The 21,334-nt window shown below is 62.0% G+C and carries 19 protein-coding genes; 11 read left to right on the forward strand and 8 right to left on the reverse strand.

Translation table 11 applies throughout. The features are described 5' to 3' along the window. Positions 1 to 17 precede the first annotated feature (17 nt). The 5 genes from ACRARG_RS21070 to ACRARG_RS21090 form a co-directional block, all read right to left on the reverse strand. Entirely contained in the window at positions 18 to 3,098 is a 3,081-nt protein-coding gene (locus ACRARG_RS21070) for an efflux RND transporter permease subunit (protein WP_216338371.1), read from the reverse strand. 28 nt (positions 3,099 to 3,126) lie between these two features. Further along, entirely contained in the window at positions 3,127 to 4,275 is a 1,149-nt protein-coding gene (locus ACRARG_RS21075; RefSeq protein WP_017467648.1) for an efflux RND transporter periplasmic adaptor subunit, read from the reverse strand. Next, entirely contained in the window at positions 4,262 to 4,810 is a 549-nt protein-coding gene (locus tag ACRARG_RS21080) for a TetR/AcrR family transcriptional regulator (RefSeq protein WP_216338609.1), read from the reverse strand. Before ACRARG_RS21080 ends, ACRARG_RS21075 begins: the two co-directional genes overlap by 14 nt. 144 nt (positions 4,811 to 4,954) lie before the next feature. Next, complete coding sequence (locus ACRARG_RS21085) at positions 4,955 to 5,554, reverse strand: TetR/AcrR family transcriptional regulator (RefSeq protein ID WP_432691989.1); 600 nt, start codon at positions 5,552 to 5,554, stop codon at positions 4,955 to 4,957. Positions 5,555 to 5,654: 100 nt separating this feature from the next. Continuing rightward, a complete protein-coding gene (locus ACRARG_RS21090; protein WP_017468888.1) occupies positions 5,655 to 5,978 on the reverse strand; it encodes a winged helix-turn-helix transcriptional regulator in 324 nt (107 codons plus the stop codon). Positions 5,979 to 6,132: 154 nt separating this feature from the next. Between ACRARG_RS21090 and ACRARG_RS21095 the strand changes: the two genes are divergently transcribed. The 7 genes from ACRARG_RS21095 to ACRARG_RS21125 all read left to right on the forward strand — a co-directional run bounded on the left by ACRARG_RS21095 (position 6,133) and on the right by ACRARG_RS21125 (position 14,699). Beyond that, complete coding sequence (locus ACRARG_RS21095) at positions 6,133 to 6,465, forward strand: dioxygenase family protein (RefSeq protein ID WP_210402503.1); 333 nt, start codon at positions 6,133 to 6,135, stop codon at positions 6,463 to 6,465. Next, on the forward strand, positions 6,411 to 7,754 hold the full coding sequence (locus ACRARG_RS21100) for a patatin-like phospholipase family protein (protein ID WP_432691990.1): 1,344 nt from the start codon (positions 6,411 to 6,413) through the stop codon (positions 7,752 to 7,754). The genes ACRARG_RS21095 and ACRARG_RS21100 overlap by 55 nt, the downstream gene beginning before the upstream one ends. Before the next feature lie 479 nt (positions 7,755 to 8,233). Next, complete coding sequence (locus tag ACRARG_RS21105; RefSeq protein ID WP_216338422.1) at positions 8,234 to 9,238, forward strand: IS110 family RNA-guided transposase; 1,005 nt, start codon at positions 8,234 to 8,236, stop codon at positions 9,236 to 9,238. A 111-nt stretch (positions 9,239 to 9,349) separates the two neighbouring features. Further along, positions 9,350 to 9,517: a hypothetical protein gene (locus ACRARG_RS21110; protein ID WP_216338421.1), complete on the forward strand. Its 168-nt coding sequence runs from the start codon at positions 9,350 to 9,352 to the stop codon at positions 9,515 to 9,517. Positions 9,518 to 9,825: 308 nt separating this feature from the next. Further along, a complete protein-coding gene (locus ACRARG_RS21115) occupies positions 9,826 to 10,854 on the forward strand; it encodes an HlyD family secretion protein (protein WP_246832760.1) in 1,029 nt (342 codons plus the stop codon). Further along, on the forward strand, positions 10,851 to 13,592 hold the full coding sequence (gene rbbA, locus ACRARG_RS21120; protein WP_017467316.1) for a ribosome-associated ATPase/putative transporter RbbA: 2,742 nt from the start codon (positions 10,851 to 10,853) through the stop codon (positions 13,590 to 13,592). The genes ACRARG_RS21115 and rbbA overlap by 4 nt, the downstream gene beginning before the upstream one ends. A gap of 3 nt (positions 13,593 to 13,595) precedes the next feature. Next, positions 13,596 to 14,699, forward strand: coding sequence for an ABC transporter permease (locus ACRARG_RS21125; RefSeq protein ID WP_216338420.1), 1,104 nt, complete (start codon positions 13,596 to 13,598; stop codon positions 14,697 to 14,699). Positions 14,700 to 14,730: 31 nt separating this feature from the next. Here ACRARG_RS21125 and ACRARG_RS21130 read toward each other — a convergent pair whose 3' ends face one another. Beyond that, positions 14,731 to 15,189, reverse strand: coding sequence for a universal stress protein (locus ACRARG_RS21130; protein WP_078523400.1), 459 nt, complete (start codon positions 15,187 to 15,189; stop codon positions 14,731 to 14,733). Between the two features lie 96 nt (positions 15,190 to 15,285). Between ACRARG_RS21130 and ACRARG_RS21135 the strand changes: the two genes are divergently transcribed. The 4 genes from ACRARG_RS21135 to ACRARG_RS21150 all read left to right on the forward strand — a co-directional run bounded on the left by ACRARG_RS21135 (position 15,286) and on the right by ACRARG_RS21150 (position 19,475). Further along, entirely contained in the window at positions 15,286 to 15,741 is a 456-nt protein-coding gene (locus ACRARG_RS21135; RefSeq protein WP_216338419.1) for a MarR family transcriptional regulator, read from the forward strand. Between the two features lies 1 nt (position 15,742). Next, entirely contained in the window at positions 15,743 to 16,897 is a 1,155-nt protein-coding gene (locus ACRARG_RS21140; protein ID WP_078523402.1) for an HlyD family secretion protein, read from the forward strand. After that, positions 16,884 to 18,434 carry a DHA2 family efflux MFS transporter permease subunit gene (locus tag ACRARG_RS21145; RefSeq protein ID WP_253196255.1) on the forward strand — a complete coding sequence of 517 codons (1,551 nt, stop codon included), beginning with the start codon at positions 16,884 to 16,886 and terminating at the stop codon, positions 18,432 to 18,434. Before ACRARG_RS21140 ends, ACRARG_RS21145 begins: the two co-directional genes overlap by 14 nt. A 312-nt stretch (positions 18,435 to 18,746) precedes the next feature. Next, the gene (locus ACRARG_RS21150) at positions 18,747 to 19,475 is read left to right on the forward strand and encodes a hypothetical protein (RefSeq protein WP_216338417.1); all 729 of its coding nucleotides are present in this window, start codon (positions 18,747 to 18,749) and stop codon (positions 19,473 to 19,475) included. A gap of 95 nt (positions 19,476 to 19,570) precedes the next feature. On the opposite strand, the gene scpB is transcribed toward ACRARG_RS21150, so the two are convergent. Continuing rightward, positions 19,571 to 20,167 (reverse strand): SMC-Scp complex subunit ScpB, encoded by a 597-nt coding sequence (scpB, locus tag ACRARG_RS21155; protein WP_216338416.1) that lies wholly within the window; start codon positions 20,165 to 20,167, stop codon positions 19,571 to 19,573. A gap of 2 nt (positions 20,168 to 20,169) precedes the next feature. Continuing rightward, positions 20,170 to 21,054, reverse strand: a complete 885-nt coding sequence (locus ACRARG_RS21160; RefSeq protein ID WP_216338415.1) for a DUF1403 family protein — start codon at positions 21,052 to 21,054, stop codon at positions 20,170 to 20,172. Positions 21,055 to 21,334 lie beyond the last annotated feature (280 nt).

Here is a 21,334-nt window from a genome sequence, read left to right on the forward strand (position 1 = left end):
CGTGCGCCAGCCTGACTTTAGGCGGGTGCCGCAGCACCGGACGTAGCGCTGTCTTTCTTCGGCGGTCTGATCCGGAAAAACAGCGCATACAGCACGGGCACTGCGATCAAAGTCAGAATCGAAGCGAACGCGAGGCCGCCCATAATTGTCACCGCCATTGACGCAAAAAATGCATCCGGCAGCAGCGGGATCATGCCGAAAATCGTTGTCCCGGCGGCGAGAATAACGGGTCGCAAACGGCTAACAGATCCGTCAACAACCGCCTGATAGTCCGGCACCCCGTCGGCACGCTGAAGATCGATCTCTTCAACCAGAACAATCGCGTTCTTCATCAACATCCCCGACAGTGACAGGAACCCAAGCAATGCTGTGAAAGTGAAGGGCAAGCCCGTGAACAGCAGCCCCAAGACCATGCCCGTCACAGACATCGGGACGACGAGCCACAGGATCAGGGGTTGGCGGACCTTGTTAAACATCAATATCGAAATCGTCAGCATAACAAGGAAGCCCAATGGGAGCTGCTTGCCGAGACTTGCCTGCGCATCTCCGGCGCTTTCGAATTCGCCGCCCCACTCCATCATGTAACCCTCAGGCAGCGGAATGGCTTCGATATCCGACCGGACACTTCGGAAGGCTTCGTCCGCAGTCAGGTCGCTGCGAGAACCGCCAAGCGCAGTGATGGTGCGCTCCCGGTCCCGCCTGTGAACGAGCGCCTCGACAAGGCGTGTCTCGAAACGGTCCACGAGGTTAGCCATGGGAACGTAGGACCCTGCCCCGTCGGACCACACCGACAGGTCCTGAAGGCGGTCAATGCCGTCGCGTTCACGCTCAGGGAGGCGGAGATGGATCGGGATCACCTCGTCGTCCTCGCGCAACTCACCGACACGTAATCCAGACGTTCCGTAGCGGACGGTGTCCGCGATTGCTCCACGACTTGCGCCCGCCAGACGCATCCGTGACTCATTGACAATAGGTTCGACGAGGATCTCTCGCTGGCGCCAATTGGTGCGCGGATTGGTGATCGTCCCGGCATCCTCGTAGATCCGCATCGCGTCATCCGCGAGCTGACGCAGGATGACCGGATCGGGCCCGGAGAACCGGACCGCCACATCGGCACCGGCCGGCGGTCCGAACACGATCTCCTCGACACGGATCAGAGCGTGGGGGAATTCGGCGGGCAGATCCTGGTTCAGCCGGCTCGCGATGGCCGGGATCGCCTCGGCGTCCGCAACCCGGACGATAAGCTGCCCATAGCTGGGATCCGCCTGCTCTGGATTGTATGTCAGCATGAAACGGCTCGCACCACGCCCGACAAGCGTTGTCACATCCGTTACATTTTCTTCCGTCAGGAGCATCTGTTCGAGCCGCCTCATCTCGGCGTCGGTGACGTTGATGTCGGTGCCTTGCGGCATCTGGACCTCGACATAGAAGATCGGCGTGTTCGATGCGGGGAAAAAGGCCTGCTTGACCTGCCCGAAGGCCATCACGGACCAGACGGTAATGCCCACGATCACGAGGACGACAAGCACGCGGCTACGCAGGGCCATCCAGAGGAACCTGCGATATATCCCGTAGAACGCGCCCTTGTAGGGATCGTCGGAGACCTCTTTCGGCGCCCGCAGCAGCAGCTTGCCGAGATAGGGCGTGACCGAGACGGCGAGCGCCCAGCTCATCAGCAGCGAGATCGCGATCACCGCGAAGAGCGAGAACAGGAACTCGCCGGTTGCGTCGGGCGACAACCCGATGCCGGAAAAGGCCATGATCCCGATCACGGTCGCGCCGAGCAGCGGGATCGAGGTGGCGGTTTCCGTCTCGGCGGCGGCATCTTCGGCGGACTTGCCGCGCGCCATACCGATGACCATGCCCTCGGTAATCACGATGGCATTATCGACCAGCATCCCCATGGCGATAATCAGGGCACCGAGGCTGATCCGTTCCATCGCGATGCCAAAGACCGACATGAAGAACAACGTCGAAAAGACGGTCAGCCCGAGCGTCGCGCCCACCACAAGGCCCGCGCGCCAGCCCATGGTCAGCATCAGAGCGGCGATGACGATACCGACCGACTGTCCGAGACTGACGAGAAAGCTCGAAACCGCCTCGTCCACCACGACGTGCTGTTCGTAGATCGGAATGACCTCGACCCCCTCCGGCAGCCCGGCCTTGAGCCGCTCCAGCCGGGCCGACACCGCCTTGCCGACCTCGACCACGTTCCGGTCTGTCAGCGCCGACACGCCCAGGGTGAAGGCCGAAGCTCCGTTCTGACGAATGATCTGGCTGGGCTGTTCGGCTTCCTCACGTGTCACATGGGCGATATCGTAGACCGCCACCTGCCCGACCTGTCCCGGCACGCCGAGCCGAAGCTCCTCGATCCCTTCGGGGCTGACATAGCCCGCCGGAACCGACAGGCTGATCCGGGCCGGGCCCTCGGTAATCTCTCCGTTGGAAAAGACCTGATTTTCGTCGGCCAGAACGCCCAGAATTTGGGTCGGGGGAAGCCCCAACTCCGTCAGGCGCGAAGACGGGATCGAGATATTGATCACTTCTTCGGTAAGACCCTGAACCTCAACCTTGGCGACACCATCTACAGTCACCAGTCCCAGTCGCAACGTGGTCGCCAGATCACGCTGTTCTATCGGGCTCAGCCCTTCGGTCGTCACCGCATAGAACATGCCATAGACGTCACCGAAATCGTCATTGATGATGGGCGGGCGCACCCCTGCGGGCAGGTCCCCCGAGACGTCGCTGATGCGGCGGCGCATCTCGTCCCACACCTGGGGGATCTCGTCCGCCCCGTAGGTCTGCTCAATCTCGACAGTGATCTGCGCCATGCCGGGCATGGACTTTGATTCGACCCGGTCGAGTTGCTTCATCTGCTGCAATGCGTTTTCGACGACGTCGGCAACCTCCTCCTCGACCTCTACGGCTGTGGCACCCGGGTAAGGCACGAAAACAAGCGCGGTCTTGAGGGTAAAGCTGGGGTCTTCGAGGCGACCAACGGTGTTCAACCCCCAATAACCGCCGACAAAGCAGAAGATGATGACCAGCCAAGCTGCCACCGGACGTTTAATAGTCGCACGAGAGATACTGAGTGCCATGGGTCTTAATGCGTCCTATGAAATGGGATCAGAGACCCGAAGCTACGACTGTTTGATTGTCTCTAAGCCGCCACCAACCGCCGGAAACGACCAGTTCGTCGCCTTCGAGACCTTCCAGAACGACAATTTCGTCATCGACCGGAAGTCCCAGCCGGACCGTCCTCCGCGCGACCTGGTTGGACGCTTCCTGGTAAACCCAGATGGATGGCTCGGTCCGGCTCGTCGTGTCCACTGCCGAAACCGGAACGATGACCGATTGCGGCCGATCTTCTTCGGCTGAACTGGAAATGCGCACCTCCGCCGTCATTCCGGGCAGCAGGCGCGGATCAATATCATCCGTGATTGCGAATTCGACGTCGTAGGTCTGCGCCGTAGGGTCTGCATCGGTCGCAAAAGAACGAAGGACGAGCGGCGCGGTATAGCCCGGCACTGCGGGAAAACTCGCAACGATGTCGAAAGCGTCGAGCGCCGAACGCGCAAGCGCGGCAAGTTCCTCCGGCAGCGAAATCATGATCCGCATCTCACTGACATCCTGCAAGCGGGCGATCGGCGCGGCTGAGGTAACGTTGATGTATTCCTCAACGAAAGTACGCGCCACGATCGCGTCGAATGGCGCTACGATCCTTGTCTGGGACAGGCGCCGTTTGGCCTCGCGAAGTGCTACGTCCGCCTGGGCGAATTGGGCGCGCGCGGTATCTAGGCGCGCATCGGCTGCGACCCCCCGCTCGGCGAGACTTCTCGCGCGCTCAAACTCGGATTTCGCAAGGTCAAAGGAGGCCTGAGCCCGGTCTACGGCAAGGTCGAAATCGGCTTGATCGAGTTCCGCAATCACGTCGCCCTCGTCAATTTTGTCGCCCGGCTCGACGTAAAGCGAGATGATCTGCCCCGGCACCTGAAACGCGATGTCCACTGTGCGGGCGGGTTCGACACGACCGGCAACCGCGCGGGATTGATTGATGACGCGGCTGAGCGCACGGGTCACTTCGACCGTGACCGGTCGATTATATTGCGGTGCTTCGGGCGCGTCGGCATCGGATTCGCCGCCATACATTTCCGTTTGGGCAAATACATCGGTCACGGCCACCGGAAGGAACGGCACAACCAAGGCCGCCGTAGTCACCAGCACAATGACTGAAGCGATCCGCTTCCAATTTCGGCTCTTACTATTCGAGTTCATCGATTATTGTCCTTAGCCGTTCGATGACGCCTTCTCTAATATCCGCGCCGCCATCCGGAAGGTTCAGAAGCATTTGGAACCGCAGCCCCTGGATCGCCAGGACCGCAATCATGGCATCCGGAGAGCGCTTCGCATCGGACAGGATACGCTCAAGGTCACAAGTCAGTTCAGTCCGCAGCGGATCGAGCAGCCGCGGATCCGATGCAGAAGCCGCGAGTATCGCCATTGACAGATCATCATCCAAGTCTTGCGATTGCAGGACTGTTTCGAGATGCCCACGCAGAGTGCGCGATGGGTACCGCTCCGGGACTTTTTCGAGGAGTTGCCGGTGCGCGACAAGCATCTGATCCAACAGGCCGGAAAGCAAAGCCTTCTTCGTCGAAAAGTTGTAGAGCACGCCGCCTTTGCTGAGGCCCGCCTCCTTTGCGACCGCCTCGATCGTTATCTTTCCAGCGCCCTCACGCGCGGCGAGCGCGCGCGCCGCCTCGAGAATTTTCAGAGACGCGTTTCTTGGTTCCACCGAGTGCTTCCGCATCGTCACCTCTGTACCGTCCGGTCGGTTAAGTTCAGGCGACGGGTAGACTGCATAGGCACCTGCGTCAAGCGTTCGGTCAGATTTGCTCTGAGCAGGGATACCGCAGCCTCCATGTTGGCATCTGCAAGCGGGTAGTTGGCTCCTTCACTCCAAGCTAACAACCGCTGAATATATCTCTAGAAACGCGTCAACCGCCCTCTTGGAATGCTCCACCGCATCGATCGGCTGGTCGACGGCTAACATTCGCGGCATGATGACGCCGGAAACAGACAGATGGATAAACTGACTTGCGGCGCTTTGAGCGTCGTGCACTTTCAATGACCCCGCCTCATGGAGGCCTTGAAGGACTTGCCCGACAATTCTGGTGGCCCGTCTGGGACCCGCTTCCATATATATTTCGCCCGCCTCGGGCAGTACCGCAACCGCGCCGATGCAAGCACGCAAAAGGCGAATGTAGTCATTATCCATGACCAGCCCGATCATGCGTCGCGAGAGTTCTTCCAGAACAACTCGCGGTTCGTCGCCGCTTGAAAGCGGCCGGGAAATCTCGGCCGAAAGCCTGTCACATTCAGCCTGCACAACGCTCAGAAAGAGCATGTTTTTGCTGGGGAAGTGAGCGTAAAGCGTCGCCTTAGACACCTTGGATTCCTCGGCAATCACATCGACGTTGGCTCCTTCGAAGCCACACCTCAGAAAGACCACCTTGGCTCCGCTCAGCACATCGGCAATTTTACTTTGCCTCATGCCAATCACCTGATGCCAAACCGTGATATCGAACGCGTTGTGTCACATGTCTTGCCTTCCTCAAAGCTTGCGCGCTCGCGCATTTGTCGAGTTGGCACATTCAAACAGCCCTCAATTCATCGTCTGCAAAGACACCCTCATCCTTCCATCGTTCCGCGATATGTCCCAGTGTGTCCAGAACGCCTCGCAGGTCGTTGCCACGCGGCGTCAAGCCATAGGTGACCGCGGGCGGAATTGTCTCCGCCTGTTCGCGCCAGATGACTCCGGCGCTCTGAAGCATCCGCAGGCGTTCGGTCAGCATGCGGGTCGATATTCCGGGCACGGCACGTTTCAGCGCACCGAATCTTTGCGGCCCCTGATCGCTCAGGACCCAGATGATATAGGTCGTCCACGGCCCCATGAGCAGACGCAGGATCGAATCCATCGGGCACTGAGGTGGGGTCTTGGGCATAGGCATCCACGCTTCTGAAGACTGGTTACTTTTCCGTACCTACTTTAATATGCACCATTGATCAAATATTCCGTAGTGGTCAAACGGCACCCGGAGGTGTCCTGCAAACCCAGAGGGACAGACAGACATGACCCGCATGCCAACTCTTTTCATTCCTCATGGGGGCGGCCCGTGCTTTTTCATGGAATGCGATCCACCTGATACCTGGGATAAGCACCGCGAGTTTCTGGAGACCTTGCCCGCCAACCTGCCGACGAAGCCGAAAGCGCTGCTGGTGATCTCGGGTCACTGGGAGGAACGTGAGTTTCCCGTCCAGTCCAATCCCGCACCGGCCTTCCTGTTTGACTACAACGGCTTTCCGCCACATACATATCAGCTAACCTGGCCGGCAAGCCACCGGCGCTGGTGTATTGGCAGAGAAATGATATCAACCAACCCGATCAGCAGGGGCAGAGAGTAGCTTACCCGAAACTGTCCAATGATTGGGGAGTAGCTAATCGATCACGTGCCTCAGCAGGTTTCGAAAGTGGAGAACCGTGCATGAATGATGACATTGTTGCGGGCCGACACGGCCTGATTTCAAGACGGGGTGCGATGATCCTGCTCGGCTCCGGCGTGGTCGGCGCTTGCACCGCGTCTCCCCGCATCCCCTACCGCCCGGATGACGGGGTTTCGACCCGGCTTCTGGGTGCCGACTACCGCGTCAGGACCGATGCACCTGCGGAAGATTATCCCGTCGCTTACGCACCGCGGTTCCGGGACGGACATCGGTCGCATTATCTGGCGCTGTCCGGCGGCGGTGCCGAAGGTGCCTTTGGGGCAGGCGTACTAGCGGGCTGGACCGCGGCGGGAACCCGTCCGACATTCTCGGTCATCAGTGGTGTCAGCACCGGCGCGCTGATCGCGCCTTTGGCCTTTCTCGGTCCCGATCAGGATGACACCCTGCGCAATCTCTATACCAGCGGTGTGGCCGAGGGAATCGGCGGACGCCCTTCGCTCCTGGAGGCGCTGACGCGCGGGGCACTTTTCGACCGGCAACCGTTGCGCCGCCTCGTTGCATTTTTTGTGACACCCGACCTGCTCGCTGCCATTGCCGCCGAGCACCGTCGCGGCAGGCGCCTGTTCGTACTGACCACGGATTTGGATTCGCAGGTCGGAATCATCTGGAATATGGGCGCGATCGCGGCCAGTGGCGATCCGCGCGCGGCGACGATGTTCGAGGATGTTCTGTTAGCCTCGGCCGCGATACCCGGTGCATTCCCGCCGATCCGGATTTCAGGTCAGACCGCCGCTGGCCGACCGTTCGAGGAAATGCACGGCGACGGGGCCTTGATCTCGCATATTTTCACCCTGCCCGAGGCGGCGATGGTTTCATTCCGGGGGAAACGTGCGGCAAAGACAGCCCTCACCGACATCCATATGTTGATGAACCTCCGTCTTGAGCCCGGATTCGATCTGGTGGAAGAAAATCCCGGCGCAATCGCGGCGCGCTCGGTCTCGACCCTTCTGAAATATCAGGCGCGGGGCCAGGTCAACGCGACCTATGATTTCGCCCGCGACGCAGATATCGGCTTCAACGTCACCTCGATCGAAACGCCGGTACCCGAGGATGTGGAGTCATTCGAGTTCGATACGACATATATGCGCCGCCTGTACGCCGAGGGTTTCTCACGGGCACGCGACGGGGCGGCCTGGTCACGGGTTCCGCCTACCCTGACGACCCGGACCATACTTGCAAGCGCGGGCTAGAACCTTGCCACCAATGGCGCGCCACGCGGGACGAAAGGCGGCGAAGAACCGGATTTACGCGCGCCGGAAAGCGCGCACGACAATAGTATACGACAGATCAGACCAGTCTGTACCGCGAAAGCGGTAACTCGCACACGGTTCTGCCGGTCGTCCGGTGTTGCGTTGCCCGTAAGACCGAGAAGCAAAGGGCAGAACTTGGGGGTCATGCGGCCTTACCCCTTTTCACTGCGTTATCGACGGTGCGAAGCTGTTGGTACGCAGGTGGCAAGGGCATGGTTGTTATGCTGGCTGTCCTTGATGGCTCAGGTCGCTGTGCCACCCTCGCTGCCGCCCCTGAATAACCACTGATTACGCGATGCCCTCGATGGCTTTGTAAGGCGATGCAGGCGCGACGGGGTATGCGCGGAGCAGGCACTGAAGAGGGTGGGAGATGGCGATATGTATTGGAATTGACGCGGCCAAGGTCGTGCATTGGGCGGTTGGTATCGACGACGCAGGCGGGGTTTGCATTGGTGCACACCCCGGGCATTGCCGTGAACCGGGCGGGACAAGGCTTTGCCGGAGGCGAACGCAAGTCCGTTCCCCGCGATGCCCGTAACATCGCGGAACTGGTGCGTACGCGTGAGCTGCGCCCGGTTCTGGCCAGCCGCCTGTTGACCAGATCGCCGAAGGCCGACACGCGCGTCGCGCTGCGCCACAAGGTGGGGCGCAGGCGCGATCTCCTGCAGGACCAGGTGCGCCGGATCTCCCGCATCCGGGGGCTACTGTGCGGCATTCACCCCGGCCTAGAACAGACATTCGACCTTTGCTGCAAGGTGCCGCTGGCGCTGTTCACCCGCTATGTCACGCCGACCGAGATCCGGCGCGCCGGACAGGCGAGGATTGTGGCGCATCTGAAGAAAATGCCGCACCTGCATGGCAGCGCGGCTCTGGCCCAGTGTGCCCTGGACTGCGCCAGGGAGCAAACCATCATCGTTCCCGGCGAAGCGGCCACAGCTGAGTTGATCCGCGAACTGGCAGCGGAAGCCCTTGAAGCCCGACAAAAGATCGCCCGTATCGAAAAAGACCTCGAGAGCATTCTCAGCGACCACCCTGACGGCGCCCTCATCAGTTCGTTGCTGGGAATGGGGGTGGTGCTGACGGCAGAGTTTCTGGCTGCGCTCGGCAACATCGGGCGCTTCTCCTCGGCGGACGCGCTTGCAGCGATGGCCGGACTGCCGCCAATCCAACGCCAATCAGGGAAATGTGCGGGATGGCGGCGAGCCTATGGTGGTGACAAGGCGCCCAAGCGGGTTTTCTACCAAAGCGCGTTCTGCGCCGTGACCCAAAAGGACCCGCTGTCCAAAGCCTTCTACGACCGCAAGCGTCAAGAGGGAAAACACCACACCCAAGCGCTCATCGCCCTCGCACGCCGCCGCGTCAATGTCCTGTGGACCATGCTGCAAAGGCGCGAGGCGTTCGGTCCAAACAGAAAAGCAGCTTGACTTACCCATTACGCAGCGGCTTTCTTGTAGGCGCTACTTAGCCTGAAATGCGGCCCGGACTACGACCATTCTGGGCGTTCTCAGGTTCCGTTCTAGAATGTCGCCTCGACGATGATCCGCATTATCAAGGCAACGATTTCGGGCTCGATTCCGCAATTCGCCCTGCTGCTGCTGTTTATGCTGCTGCCGCTGGAAATCCTGTGGGTGGGGATGACACCGCGGGTATCGATGCCAGAGATGGCAGCGGTGGGAAACCGCGCCGCATTGCCGAGCCCTTAGGAAACCTGTTAAGAAACATGGAACATTCGAAGATTGGAATGAGATGTCCGGTTTCGTCAGGTAACACGCAAAAAGTCGTCAATCCGTCAGACAGTGTTCGCGATCCGAGCATGGGCAAGTCCCAATGCGACGCCGAAAGGCAAGATGGGTTCGACCACTCAAACAGCGCTGATCGACGCACTTCCAAGATCAGGTGCAGAAAGTCAAATGGTGAAGTGATCGTTTGAAAATTTCACGACTTCCGGCCCGTAGCAGCAATCGAGCACAGCATGAAAAACACCAGATACCTTCTCTTCACAACGATTGTCGTGGCCGCGACCGTATTGGGCTTCCTGGTCTGGCAGGGCAACGGCGATGGCGCGGTTCCCGAGGGGTTCGCGCGCGGGAACGGGCGCGTCGAAGCGGTCGAGATCGATGTGGCCTCGAAGCTCCCCGGACGGATTGAAACGATTCTGGTTCGGGAGGGCGAGCTTGTCGAGGCGGGGCAACCGCTGGCCGCGCTTGATACGCGTCAGCTGAAAGCCAACCGCCACCAGGCGGAGGCGGAACTGCGCCGTGCCGAAATCGCCGTCGAGAATGCGCGGCTCATGATTCAGCAGCGTCAGGCCGAAGTGCGCGCGGCCGAGGCGGTTCTGGCGCAGCAGAAATCGGCCCTTGATGCCGCGCAGCGCCAGTTCGACCGTTCGAAGGCGCTGGCGGGAAACAGCATCGCGTCCGAGCGCCAACTCGATATCGACCGGTCGAACGCGCTTGGAGCCGAGGCCGCGGTCGCCTCGGCCGAGGCGCGGCTTGCGGCGGCGCGGATCGGCGTGTCCGCGGCTGAAGCGGCAGTGGTCGGAGCCGAAGCGGCGGTGGCGGCGGCAACGGCGACGATCGAAGCGATCGATGTCGAGATCGAGGACAGCACACTGAAAGCTCCCCGGCCAGGGCGGGTGCAGTACATCGTTGCACGGGCGGGCGAAGTCATAGGCGCAGGCGGACGCGTGATCAACATGATCGATCTCAACGACGTGTACATGACGTTTTTCCTGCAAACCGCCACGGCGGGGCGTGCCGGGCTGGGGACCGAGGCCCGCCTGATCCTGGACGCGGCACCGGGTATCGTCATTCCCGCCGAGGTCTCCTTCGTGTCGGACGTGGCACAATTCACTCCGAAAACGGTCGAGACCGAGGTCGAACGCGAGAAGCTGATGTTCCGGGTCCGCGCTCGGATCGCGCCGGAACTTCTGGAGAAATACCTTGATTACATCAAGACGGGTCTGCCCGGCGTCGCCTGGGTTCGGCTGGACCCCGCGCTGCCCTGGCCGGAGGCCGCTGACGGCAGGGTGCTGGAATGACGGCCTCCGGACCCGTGGTGCGGGCAGAGGGGCTCTTGCTTCAATATGGCAAGGTCCGGGCACTTGATGCAGTTTCGATCGACCTGCCGGCGGGCTGCATTGTCGGTCTGATCGGACCTGATGGCGTCGGCAAATCGAGTTTCCTGGCGCTGATCGCCGGGGCAAGGAAGATACAGACGGGGCGGCTTGACGTGCTGGGCGGCGACATGCGCCGCGCCGGGCACCGTGCCCGAATTTGCCCACGGATCGCCTATATGCCGCAGGGGCTTGGGCGCAATCTTTATCCCACGCTCTCGGTGCGAGAGAACGTGGATTTCTTCGGCCGGCTTTTCGGCGAGGGCCGAGACCAGCGCGACAAGCGGATCGCCGAACTGCTGGAGGCGACCGGTCTCGCGCCCTTTGCCGACCGCCCGGCGGCCAAGCTCTCGGGCGGCATGAAACAGAAGCTGGGCCTATGCTGCGCGCTGATCCACGACCCCGATCTGCTGATCCTGGACGAGCCGACAACGGGCGTCGATCCGCTGTCGCGGCGTGAATTCTGGGCTCTGATCGCGCGTCTCCGCGCGATGCGACCGGACATGAGCCTGATCGTCGCCAGTGCCTATCTGGAGGAAGCGGCCGAGTTCGATCACCTGGTCGCCATGGATAACGGCAGCGTGCTTGCCGCTGGCAGCCCCGAAGAGATACTGAACCGCACCGGTGCTGCCAACCTTGACGAGGCTTTCATAGCACTTCTTCCCGCGGAAATGCGCGCCCGGCACCACGAGCTGACCGTCCCGCCACGTGACCCCGCGGCTCGCGATGGCTACATCGTCGAAGCCGAAAACCTGACCGTCCGGTTCGGTGACTTCGAAGCGGTCAAGAACGTGAGCTTTCGCATCGGGAAAGGCGAGATATTCGGCTTTCTCGGGTCAAACGGATGCGGCAAGACGACGACGATGAAGGCGTTGACCGGGCTGGTGGAACCTGCCGAAGGAACCACGCGGATCGACGGCCGAACGGTCGATGCACGCGACATGGCCACGCGCAAGCGCATCGGTTACATGACGCAATCCTTCTCGCTGTATTCCGAACTGACGGTTCGTCAGAACCTCGATCTTCACGCGCGGCTTTTCGATATGGCACCCGACGAGATCGCGCCGCGGATCGCCGAACTTGCGCAACGGTTCGATCTTGAGGAGGTTCTCGACAGCTTGCCACTGCGACTGCCGCTGGGACTCCGTCAGAGGCTGTCGCTGGCCGTGGCGCTGATTCACCGCCCGGAGGTTCTGATCCTCGACGAGCCGACTTCGGGCGTCGATCCGGTGGCGCGCGACATCTTCTGGCAGGCGCTCGTGGACCTGTCCCGAAAGGACGGTGTGACGATCTTCATCTCTACCCACTACATGTCCGAGGCCACGCGCTGCGACAGGATTTCGCTGATGCACGAAGGCCGCGTGCTTGTCAGCGACACGCCCGAAGCCATCCGCGAAGGTGCCGGCGCGGCGACGCTGAACGATGCCTTCATCCATCACCTTGAACGGGCGCAAGGCGAGAGCGGCGCGCCTGTGGCCACGGATCGGGTGGAACTCGGTGCCGAGGGTTCATCCGCGCCACAGCGGCGACGCGGCCGGTTCAGCCTTGCCCGGCTGCTGAGTTTTTCCTGGCGCGAGTCGCTGGAACTGCGCCGCGATCCAATTCGCCTGACACTGGCAAGCGTCGGTAGCGTGATCCTGATGATCGTGCTGGGATACGGCATTTCGATGGATGTCGAGGATCTCAAGTTCGCGGTGCTCGACTTTGATCAGACCATCGCCAGCCAATCCTATGTCAACGATCTGGCCGGGTCGCGCTATTTCGACGAACAGCCGCCGCTTATCGACCATGCCGACATCGACCAACGGATGCGCGCGGGCGAAATCAGCCTGGCGCTGGAAATCCCGCCGGGTTTCGCGGCAGACGTCGAACGCGGACGCCCTGTTGAGATCGGGGCCTGGTTCGATGGCGCCATGCCGATGCGTGCGGACACGGTGCGCGGCTATGTCCAGGGAATGCACATTCACTGGTTGACCGATCAGCTGCGCCAAGTCTATGGCGATGAGGCGGTCGCCGGCAGCTACAGCCTGGAAATGCGCTATCGCTATAACCCCGATGTCGAAAGCCTGGCGGCAATGGTGCCCGCAGTGATCCCGCTCCTGCTGATGCTGATCCCGGCGATGCTCGCCGTCCTGTCCGTCGCGCGCGAGAAAGAGACAGGCTCTATCGTGAACCTCTATGTCACCCCGGCCCTGCGGCTGGAATTCCTGTTGGGCAAGCAGGTGCCCTACATCGTCCTGGGCTTTGTCAATTTCCTGCTGCTGCTGGCGCTGGCGGTCTTTGTCTTCGGGGTGCCGGTCAAGGGCAGCCTTCTGGCGCTTTCGGCCGGGGCGCTGGTCTATGTCATCCTGTCCACGGGGCTGGGCCTACTGATCTCGGCCTTTACCCGCAGCCAGGTCGCGGCGCTGTTCTTTACCGCGCTGGCCACCCTGATCCCGGCCACGCAGTATGGCGGCATCATCGACCCGGTCTCGTCGCTGGAAGGCATGGGGCGCGTGATCGGAGAGGTGTTCCCGACCAGCCATTTTGTCACGATCTCGCGCGGGGTCTTTGCCAAGGCGCTGGACTTCGGCGATCTGGCCGCATCCTTCCTGCCGATGCTTCTGCTGGTGCCGTTGCTTGTTACGCTCGGGGCTTTCTTCGTACGCAAGCAGGAGGCCTGAGCGATGCGACCCCGGCATGTCCTCTTCCTTGCGATCAAGGAACTTCGCGGCCTGTTGCGCGATCCGCTGCTTCTGGCGCTGGTGTTCTATGCCTTCACCCTTGACATCTACTCCCACGCCACCGCCATGCCCGAGTCGCTGAACCGCGCCACGATCAGCATCGTGGATGAGGATGCCTCGCCCCTGTCCCGGCGGATTGCGGATGCGTTCCTGCCGCCCTATTTCGTGACACCCGATCAGATCGACATGGCCGAGATGGATGCGCGCATGGATGCCGGCATCGATACGTTCTCGCTGGTCATCCCACCGGATTTCCAGAGCGACCTCGTGGCGGGCGCACGGCCCGAGTTGCAGCTCAACGTCGATGCGACACGGGTCAGTCAGGCCTTTACCGGCGCGGGCTATGTCCAGGCGATCGTCGATCAGGAAATCACCGGCTGGACCGGGCAGGAGGCCGTGGCGCCGGTTGATCTTGCATTGCGCGCCCGTTTCAATCCGGCACTGGACCCGGCCTGGTTCGGCGCTCTGACGGCGGTGATCAGCGCCGTGACCATGTTGTCGATCATCCTGTCGGGGGCCGCGCTGATCCGGGAGCGTGAGCATGGCACGGTCGAGCACCTGCTGGTCATGCCGGTCAGCGCGGTCGAGATCATGACCAGCAAGGTGCTCAGCATGGGCGGCGTGGTGCTGGTGGCGGCAGGGCTGTCGCTGACCTTCATGGTGCAGGGGGTTCTGGGAGTGCCGGTGGCAGGGTCGGTGACGCTGTTCCTGGTGGGCGCGGCTCTGCACCTGTTCGCCACCACGTCGCTGGGAATTCTCCTGGCAACGATCTCGGGTTCGATGCCGCAATTCGCCATGCTACTGCTTCTGGTGCTGCTGCCGCTGGAAATCCTGTCGGGTGGGATGACCCCGCGGGAATCAATGCCAGAGGTGGTGCAATACGTCATGCTGGCGGCGCCCAACACCCATTTCATCGCGCTTGCGCAGGCGGTGTTGTTTCGTGGCGCGGGGCTGGCGGTGGTCTGGCCGCAACTGCTGGCGCTGGTGGTGATCGGATTGGCGATGTTCGCCTTTGCCTTGCGACGATTCCGCAGCTTCCTGCGGTAACGCGGCGTAGCCGCTTCCTGGCCATACCTCTTCAGCCGTTGCCGAAAAGCTCTGAATCCTCAACGAGTTTTTGTGCGAGAAGAAGGCTACATTTTAGCGAGTCCCCCAACCCGGCCGCGACCGACCGGCTCATCCAGCGCGTCCAGATGCCTTGCTGGTGATGCCCGACGACGACCAGATCGGCCCCAATTTCGGTCGCAACTTGGGTAATTTTCGCGACGGGATCGCCAAACTCCATGCGGACCTTGGGTGCCAGCCCCATGGCGGAAAGTCTTTGATGGCCTTCGTCGAGGATCTCCTCGAAATCGGCTTGCTGGTGGGCCAGCGCGCCCGCATCTGCACCCTGCGCCAGCGCATTGGCTGCGCCCGTCTCGACCACCGCCAGAAGGATCACATCAGCACCTGTGATCTGCGCCAGCCGCGCTCCCTCGCGCAGTGCCAGTCGCCCTTCGCGCGAGCCGTCGTAACACAGCAGGATCTTGGCGTACATCGGCAGGTCTCCGGGGCAGGAATAGCACTTGCAAGATAAGTGATGTCATAATAATTAGGCTTGCAACTATTTGCAAGCTAATGAAAAGCTAAAACGATGCAGTCCGATTCCGACAAGACCGAGCCTCTGGAGGCTTTCGCACGTTCCATGGCGGCGGCAGCACGCATGTGGAGGCGGTATCTTGACCTCCGGTTTCGCGATCTCGACCTGTCCCAGGCAAGGTGGAGCGTGCTGTTCGAACTTTCGCGCAACGAAGAGGTGACGCAGGTCGAACTGGCGCGCACCCTGGGGATTGAAGCGGCAACGCTGGTCCGCCTGCTGGACGGGCTTGAAGGCGCAGGTTTGGTCGAACGCCGACCTTCGGCCAGGGACAGGCGGGCCAAGACGCTCCACCTGACCGAGGCTGCGAGCCCTTTGATCGTCAGAATGGAAGATATTTCGGCGGCCAGCCGGGCAAAAATTCTTGAAGGAATTTCCCGGCAAGATTTGCGTATCGCAACAAAAGTACTGAGCCGCATCGCGGACAGATTGGAGATTTTGAGCGATGGTTAAAATGGATGACATAAAGGCGGGCGCAGCCGTTGCGGACGAGGCTGCCCCGGACAAGCCGGCGCCCCCGCGAAGGCGCAGCCGCACAAGATGGACCAGACTGATCGTGATCGGCGCGCTGGTTGCCGTTGCCGTCTGGCTGGCCGCCCCGTGGCTAGCCGCGCGGTTCACCCAGGTGCATATCAACGATGCCCGGATCGCGGCCAAGGTCGTCACCGTATCCAGCGAGGTCGCCGGACGGGTGACGGCGATGCCGGTTCTGGTGGGGGACACTGTCGCAAAAGGCGATCTTGTCGCCGCAATCGACCGCACATCTGCGCAGCCGCAGCTCGATGCCGTCCTGTCGAGACTTGCCGCAACCGATGCGCAGCTGGCCGAGCTTCGGGCACGCAAGGTGCTGCTCGAAAAGCAGATCTCTGCCCGGCGGGACGCGGCCCTGGCCGGGATAGCTGCCGCAGATGCAAACCATGAGGCATCGCTCGCCGTATTGACGAACGCCCGGACCCGTCACGAGAGGGCGATCAAGCTTGCCGAGCAGAACATCACGTCGCAACAAGCCCTCGACGAGTCCCAGGCGGCACTGGACACCGCCGCCCAGCAGGAGCGTGCTGCTTTCGCGGAAATCGAAAGCGCGCGCGCCAGCCTGGCGATCGTCGAGGCCGACGGCGAGCAGATGAATGTGCTGGAGTCCCAGACTGCGTCCGTTCTTGCCGGACGTGCCGGCATCGAGGCCGACCGCAGCCTGAAGGAAATCGACCTCGCGCACCGCACGATCACGGCCCAGTTCGACGGCATCGTTGATGGGACCTTTGTCGATGTCGGCGAATATGTGACACCGGGCACGCGCATCGCGATGTATCACGCGCCGGATGACGTCTGGATCGACGCAAATGTCAAGGAGACCGACTTCGGCAAAATTCACGTCGGGTCGCGCGCCAGCATCACCGTCGACGCCTTTCCGGGCCGGACCTTCGAGGGCGAGGTGATCGGGATGGGCGGGGTGGCCACTAGCCAGCTTGCGCTTCTGCCCAGCCCCAACCCCTCGGGCAATTTCACGAAAGTGACGCAGCGCCTGCCGATCCGTGTGTCGATCGACGCCACCGACACCGAATTCAGGCCCGGGATGATGGTCGAGGTTTATGTCGATGTCACAGGTTGACCGGTATTTCGAGCGTTACGGCCCCGCCTACAAGTGGATGGCGACGGGCTCGATCATGGTCGCGACCATCTCGGTTGTGTTGTCCACGACGATCGTGAACGTCGCCATCCCGGCGGTCATGGGGGCTTTCGGCATCAGCGCGGTGCAGGCCCAATGGATCTCGACCGGCTTTCTTGCGGCCATGACCGCCACGATGCTGCTGGCCGACTGGGCCAACCGTGCCTTCGGGATGCGGCTGACGATGAACACCGCGATGGGCGTGTTCCTAGCGGGATCGGTTATTGGGGGTCTCGCGCCGAACGAGACCGTTCTGACGCTGGCCCGCGTGGTGCAGGGGGCGGCGGCGGGCATCGTGCAGCCGCTTGCCATGATCATGCTGTTCAAGGTCTTTCCGCCCGAGAAGCGTGGCGCGGCCATGGGGATCTATGGCGTTGGCGTCGTGCTGGCTCCGGCTCTGGGTCCCTGGATTGGTGGCGTGCTCATGGATGCCTTCGACTGGCGCTTCGTCTTCTACCTGGGCCTGCCCTTCGCTGGCGTCGCCATCGTTATGTCGAACCTGTTCCTGCCCAGCAGGGAAGAAAGCGGGCCGATTCCGGCGTTCGACTTTGTCGGGGTGGCGATCCTGTCGGTCTTGCTTGCCGTACTGCTCAGCACGCTGTCGAACGCGCAGCGGCTTGGATGGGAGTCCAACATCATCCTGTCGGGTTTCACGATCTCCGCGGTTTCGGCCTTCGCTTTCGTGGCTTGGGAGTTGCATACAGACAAACCCATGCTCGACATGCGGCTCTACGCGAATTTCGCCTTCTCCTCGGCCTCGGTCGTTGCCTTCATCATGGGGGCGGGGTTGTTCGGGTCTACCTATCTGCTTCCGGTCTTCGTGCAGCAGATCCAGGGGATGACGCCGACGCAGGCTGGCCTTCTTCTGATGCCCTCGGGCTTTGCGATGCTGCTGGTCTTTCCCATCGCGGGACGATTGTCCGACAAGGTGCCTGCTCCGATTATGATCGCCCTCGGCATGGCGGTCTTTGCCGGATCCTCCTGGCTAATGGCGGCCGCAAATGTCCATACGGCCTTCTGGACACTCGCCTGGTGGACGGTCCTTTCGCGCGTGGGGCTGGGTCTCGTGTTTCCCGCTATTTCGTCGGGCGCGCTGAAGGTTCTGCCACCGCACCTTCTCGGCCAGGGCTCGGGCGCATCCAACTTCATCCGGCAACTTGGCGGCGCCTTCGGGGTGAACCTTCTGACCGTGTTTATCGAGCGGCGCACGATCTTGCACGCGGATGCCTTCGCCGCGACCCAGACCAGCGACAATGCCGCGACGATGGACCTCCTGGGCGAGGTTGCAGGCCTTCTGCACGCCTCTGGACTGCCGGACTCTCAGCTATTGCCCGCCGCCGCATCGTTCCTGGGTCAGACCGTGATGATCCAGTCCTCGAATGCGGCCTTTCAGGACGGCTTCCTGATCGTCTGCGGTATATTCCTGCTCGCGCTGGTCCCGACCTGGGTCATGTGGCGGGCGCCTTCCTCTGGTCCCTAGACACGCCTTGGCCGCCTGACGAGCCGACCGGGCCTGTGGCCGCTTTCCCGGCACCTTGCCGATGAGGGTTGCCCCGGGATAGCCAGCCGTGCCGTCTCGTCACCAAACGCACCGGCGCGATACTGGCGCCATCATATCGTCAGCACGGAGCGCAACAGGGCATGCCGCCGCGCCGTTGCTGCCACCGGCCCTGTCACTGGCGCTACCCCGAAAAGGGCTCCTCCACGACCCGTCCTTCAGCTTTTGGCAGACCACATTCGGAACCGTCCCTGCCCTGTCATTTCGCGGATCAGCCCCTGCGCCTCCAGGCACTTGCTTTCGATGTTTCGCAGGGTGTCCGAAGGGGATGCCACGCCGCCCACCCGCTCCGACGAGATGCGGATGGTCAGCGAAGTCCATGCAGAGATCGTGTCTGACGCGATCGTAAGAACCAGAACCATTGAAACTCAGTACCAGGCCGGCCCCTTGGTCTGGGAGCTCATCGATCTGCTGCACATCCAGATCGAATGCGTGGCAAATGGCATATTGGTGCGCGGCGCGATGACGATTGGCCCCATGCATCTCGGCATCGACTTTAGTGGCCCGGTGTTTGGGCCTGCCCTCGTTCAGGCCTATTTCATGGAAGAGGGCGAGGTCATCTTCCCGCGCATTGCGATCCATGAAGATGTCATCGAACGCCACCGGCAGGACCAAACGCTCTGGCGGGAAGGACATTCCTATGAGGATGACGAGCGTCACCTGAACAACCTCCTGCGCCAGGACGAGTCAGGCCTCCACTACATCGACTATCTTCGCGCCAGTCTCAGCGAGCTCGACGGCGAATACGCCGGCTGGATCGAGTTTCTGGGTAGGCACAAAACGTTGGTGGAGAGCGGTCTCGCCGACAGTCCCAACGCGACGGTGCGGCGCAAATACAGCTGGCTCAAGAACTACCACAACGCAGTCATCGACGAGAACATGGCAAACTTGGAACCGGGCGCGATGACCGAGGATGGGGACCCTTGGGAAGCTCTGTTCAGAGGGCTCAGGATCGAAGCCTGAGTTCTCTCAACAAGTCACGATTGGGAGCGTCACGAAATGTCCACGACATGCCTCACCGTTTGGCCAATGCAGGGATCGCCAGCCCGCCACCATTCCTATGACCCGCCATCCAGACCTGCGTCCTCCAACTGCTCCCGCTCTGGTAAATCCGCGAGAGTCTCCAGATCAAACGCGACAAGGAACTGCTCGGTCGTCACAAAGGTATAGGGCGCCCCGCGGCGCGGCGAACGAGGCCCGGTCCCGATCAAGTCGCGCGCATGCAGGCGACCGATCAGGTCACGGCTGATCTCCTTGCCGAAGATGTCCTTGAGCCCGTCGCGGGTTATCGGCTGGTGATAGGCGATGGCCGCCAGAACCGCGACGTCGAATTCGCTCAGATCGAGCAGCTGGTCCCCGACATCTGCCGCAGCGCGGATCGCGGGCGCGTAGGCCGCCCGGGTCCGGAATATCCAGCCGCCGGCGACTTGAGCGATCTCGAAGGCCCGCCCCTCCAGATCGGCGGCAAGGGCCTCGACCAGCAGATCGACCGAGGCCCCCTGCCCTACCACGCGCGCCAGGTCGTCCCGCGGCACCGGCGAGGCAGAGGCAAAGAGTACCGCCTCGATCCGGCGCATCCATTCCCGCCAGCGCAACTCCGGCGGCAGGTCGGGCAGCTCGCGATCCAGTTCGGAGTCAGAGCGATCCTTCGCCATCCCTACACCCCGTAGAGCCGGAAGGTGTCGCGCCCGGTCAGCTCGCGCACCGCACCGAGGTCGACCAGCCGGTCGCAGAGCCGCCGCGCGGCGCGATCCGGCAAAGGCAGGGCCGAAGGCGCCACGGCATCGCGGGTCAGGAACATCTTGACCGCGTCGCCCGCTCCCTTGGCCCGCAGTTTCGGTGCGACCGCCCTCAAATGCGCCGCCCGGCGCGCGAGGTCCGCAGCCTGCCTGGCGGCCTGGATCACCGAAGAGACGAGTGCCCGATGATAGGCCAAGCGAAGGTCATCGCCTTGCTTGCGCAGGTCGGCGCGCCTCAGGCCTGCGGCCAGCAGCGGCGCGATGTGATCCCAACCTAGGGCTTGGGCGAGGGCCGCCTCCGCAAGGATCAGCGCCGCAACCTCAGCGCGCGGTGCCTCGCGAAGTACCGCGTCCAGCACCATCGCGGCCCGGGTTACCGGCGTCCCTTTCCCCGCATTGAGCCACGTCGCGATCTGGCTCGGCTCTAAGGCCGGCAAGGCTCGGCCCAGAGCCTTGATCGACACCGGCCGCTCCACCGCACGCCGCCAGGCGAGGGAGGTTTCACCGGCCGGTCCGGGAAGATCGCCGGGCCGCAGAAGGTGAACGGCGTCGCGCAATTCCCCTGCCCGCTCCGGCCGCCCGGAAAACGCGACACAGGCCTCCGCCGCGCGCAGCGCCAAGCGATCCCGTAACAAGGCTTGGGGCACCTCGTCGCGTCCCAACACAAGATGCAGGTGGTTCAACGCCGCGCCCGACAAAAACGCAACATCTTCAAGGGTTTCAGCACGCATGGCGGTGACCCAGGCGGGCATCCGGGGTACTGTGTCCAAGTCGTTGATCTGATCCGGTCGGGCAACTGTCATGCCCAAAGCCTACACTTGCGCGGCGGTTTACGCCAGAGAATAGCGCTTGAAGCGCCCCACCCTGCACGATCTTCTTATGTCCAATAAGTTTGCATTATCGGACGTAAAAAGATATGCTGCCGAGCAGTTGAATTTCATTGGTGGATTCGCTGGGAAAATTGTCGGATAGCCGGAATTCATGAGATTCAAGCACTTCCCTGAAAAACGAGCCGGGGTTCATGAGATTCCGTACCGGTATTTATGAGACTGGATGAGCCGGAGTTTGTGAGACTGGCGTTGT

The organism is Pseudooceanicola profundi (assembly GCF_050897955.1).
Taxonomy (GTDB): Bacteria; Pseudomonadota; Alphaproteobacteria; order Rhodobacterales; family Rhodobacteraceae; genus Pseudooceanicola.

Coding starts and splice junctions, on each gene's coding strand:
- ACRARG_RS21070 (WP_216338371.1), bottom strand. CDS start 3,098: ATGGCACTCAGTATCTCTCGTGCGACTATTAAACGTCCGGTGGCAGCT.
- ACRARG_RS21075 (WP_017467648.1), bottom strand. CDS start 4,275: ATGAACTCGAATAGTAAGAGCCGAAATTGGAAGCGGATCGCTTCAGTC.
- ACRARG_RS21080 (WP_216338609.1), bottom strand. CDS start 4,810: ATGCGGAAGCACTCGGTGGAACCAAGAAACGCGTCTCTGAAAATTCTC.
- ACRARG_RS21085 (WP_432691989.1), bottom strand. CDS start 5,554: ATGAGGCAAAGTAAAATTGCCGATGTGCTGAGCGGAGCCAAGGTGGTC.
- ACRARG_RS21090 (WP_017468888.1), bottom strand. CDS start 5,978: ATGGATTCGATCCTGCGTCTGCTCATGGGGCCGTGGACGACCTATATC.
- ACRARG_RS21095 (WP_210402503.1), top strand. CDS start 6,133: ATGACCCGCATGCCAACTCTTTTCATTCCTCATGGGGGCGGCCCGTGC.
- ACRARG_RS21110 (WP_216338421.1), top strand. CDS start 9,350: ATGATCCGCATTATCAAGGCAACGATTTCGGGCTCGATTCCGCAATTC.
- rbbA (WP_017467316.1), top strand. CDS start 10,851: ATGACGGCCTCCGGACCCGTGGTGCGGGCAGAGGGGCTCTTGCTTCAA.
- ACRARG_RS21125 (WP_216338420.1), top strand. CDS start 13,596: ATGCGACCCCGGCATGTCCTCTTCCTTGCGATCAAGGAACTTCGCGGC.
- ACRARG_RS21130 (WP_078523400.1), bottom strand. CDS start 15,189: ATGTACGCCAAGATCCTGCTGTGTTACGACGGCTCGCGCGAAGGGCGA.
- ACRARG_RS21135 (WP_216338419.1), top strand. CDS start 15,286: ATGCAGTCCGATTCCGACAAGACCGAGCCTCTGGAGGCTTTCGCACGT.
- ACRARG_RS21140 (WP_078523402.1), top strand. CDS start 15,743: ATGGATGACATAAAGGCGGGCGCAGCCGTTGCGGACGAGGCTGCCCCG.
- ACRARG_RS21145 (WP_253196255.1), top strand. CDS start 16,884: ATGTCACAGGTTGACCGGTATTTCGAGCGTTACGGCCCCGCCTACAAG.
- scpB (WP_216338416.1), bottom strand. CDS start 20,167: ATGGCGAAGGATCGCTCTGACTCCGAACTGGATCGCGAGCTGCCCGAC.
- ACRARG_RS21160 (WP_216338415.1), bottom strand. CDS start 21,054: ATGACAGTTGCCCGACCGGATCAGATCAACGACTTGGACACAGTACCC.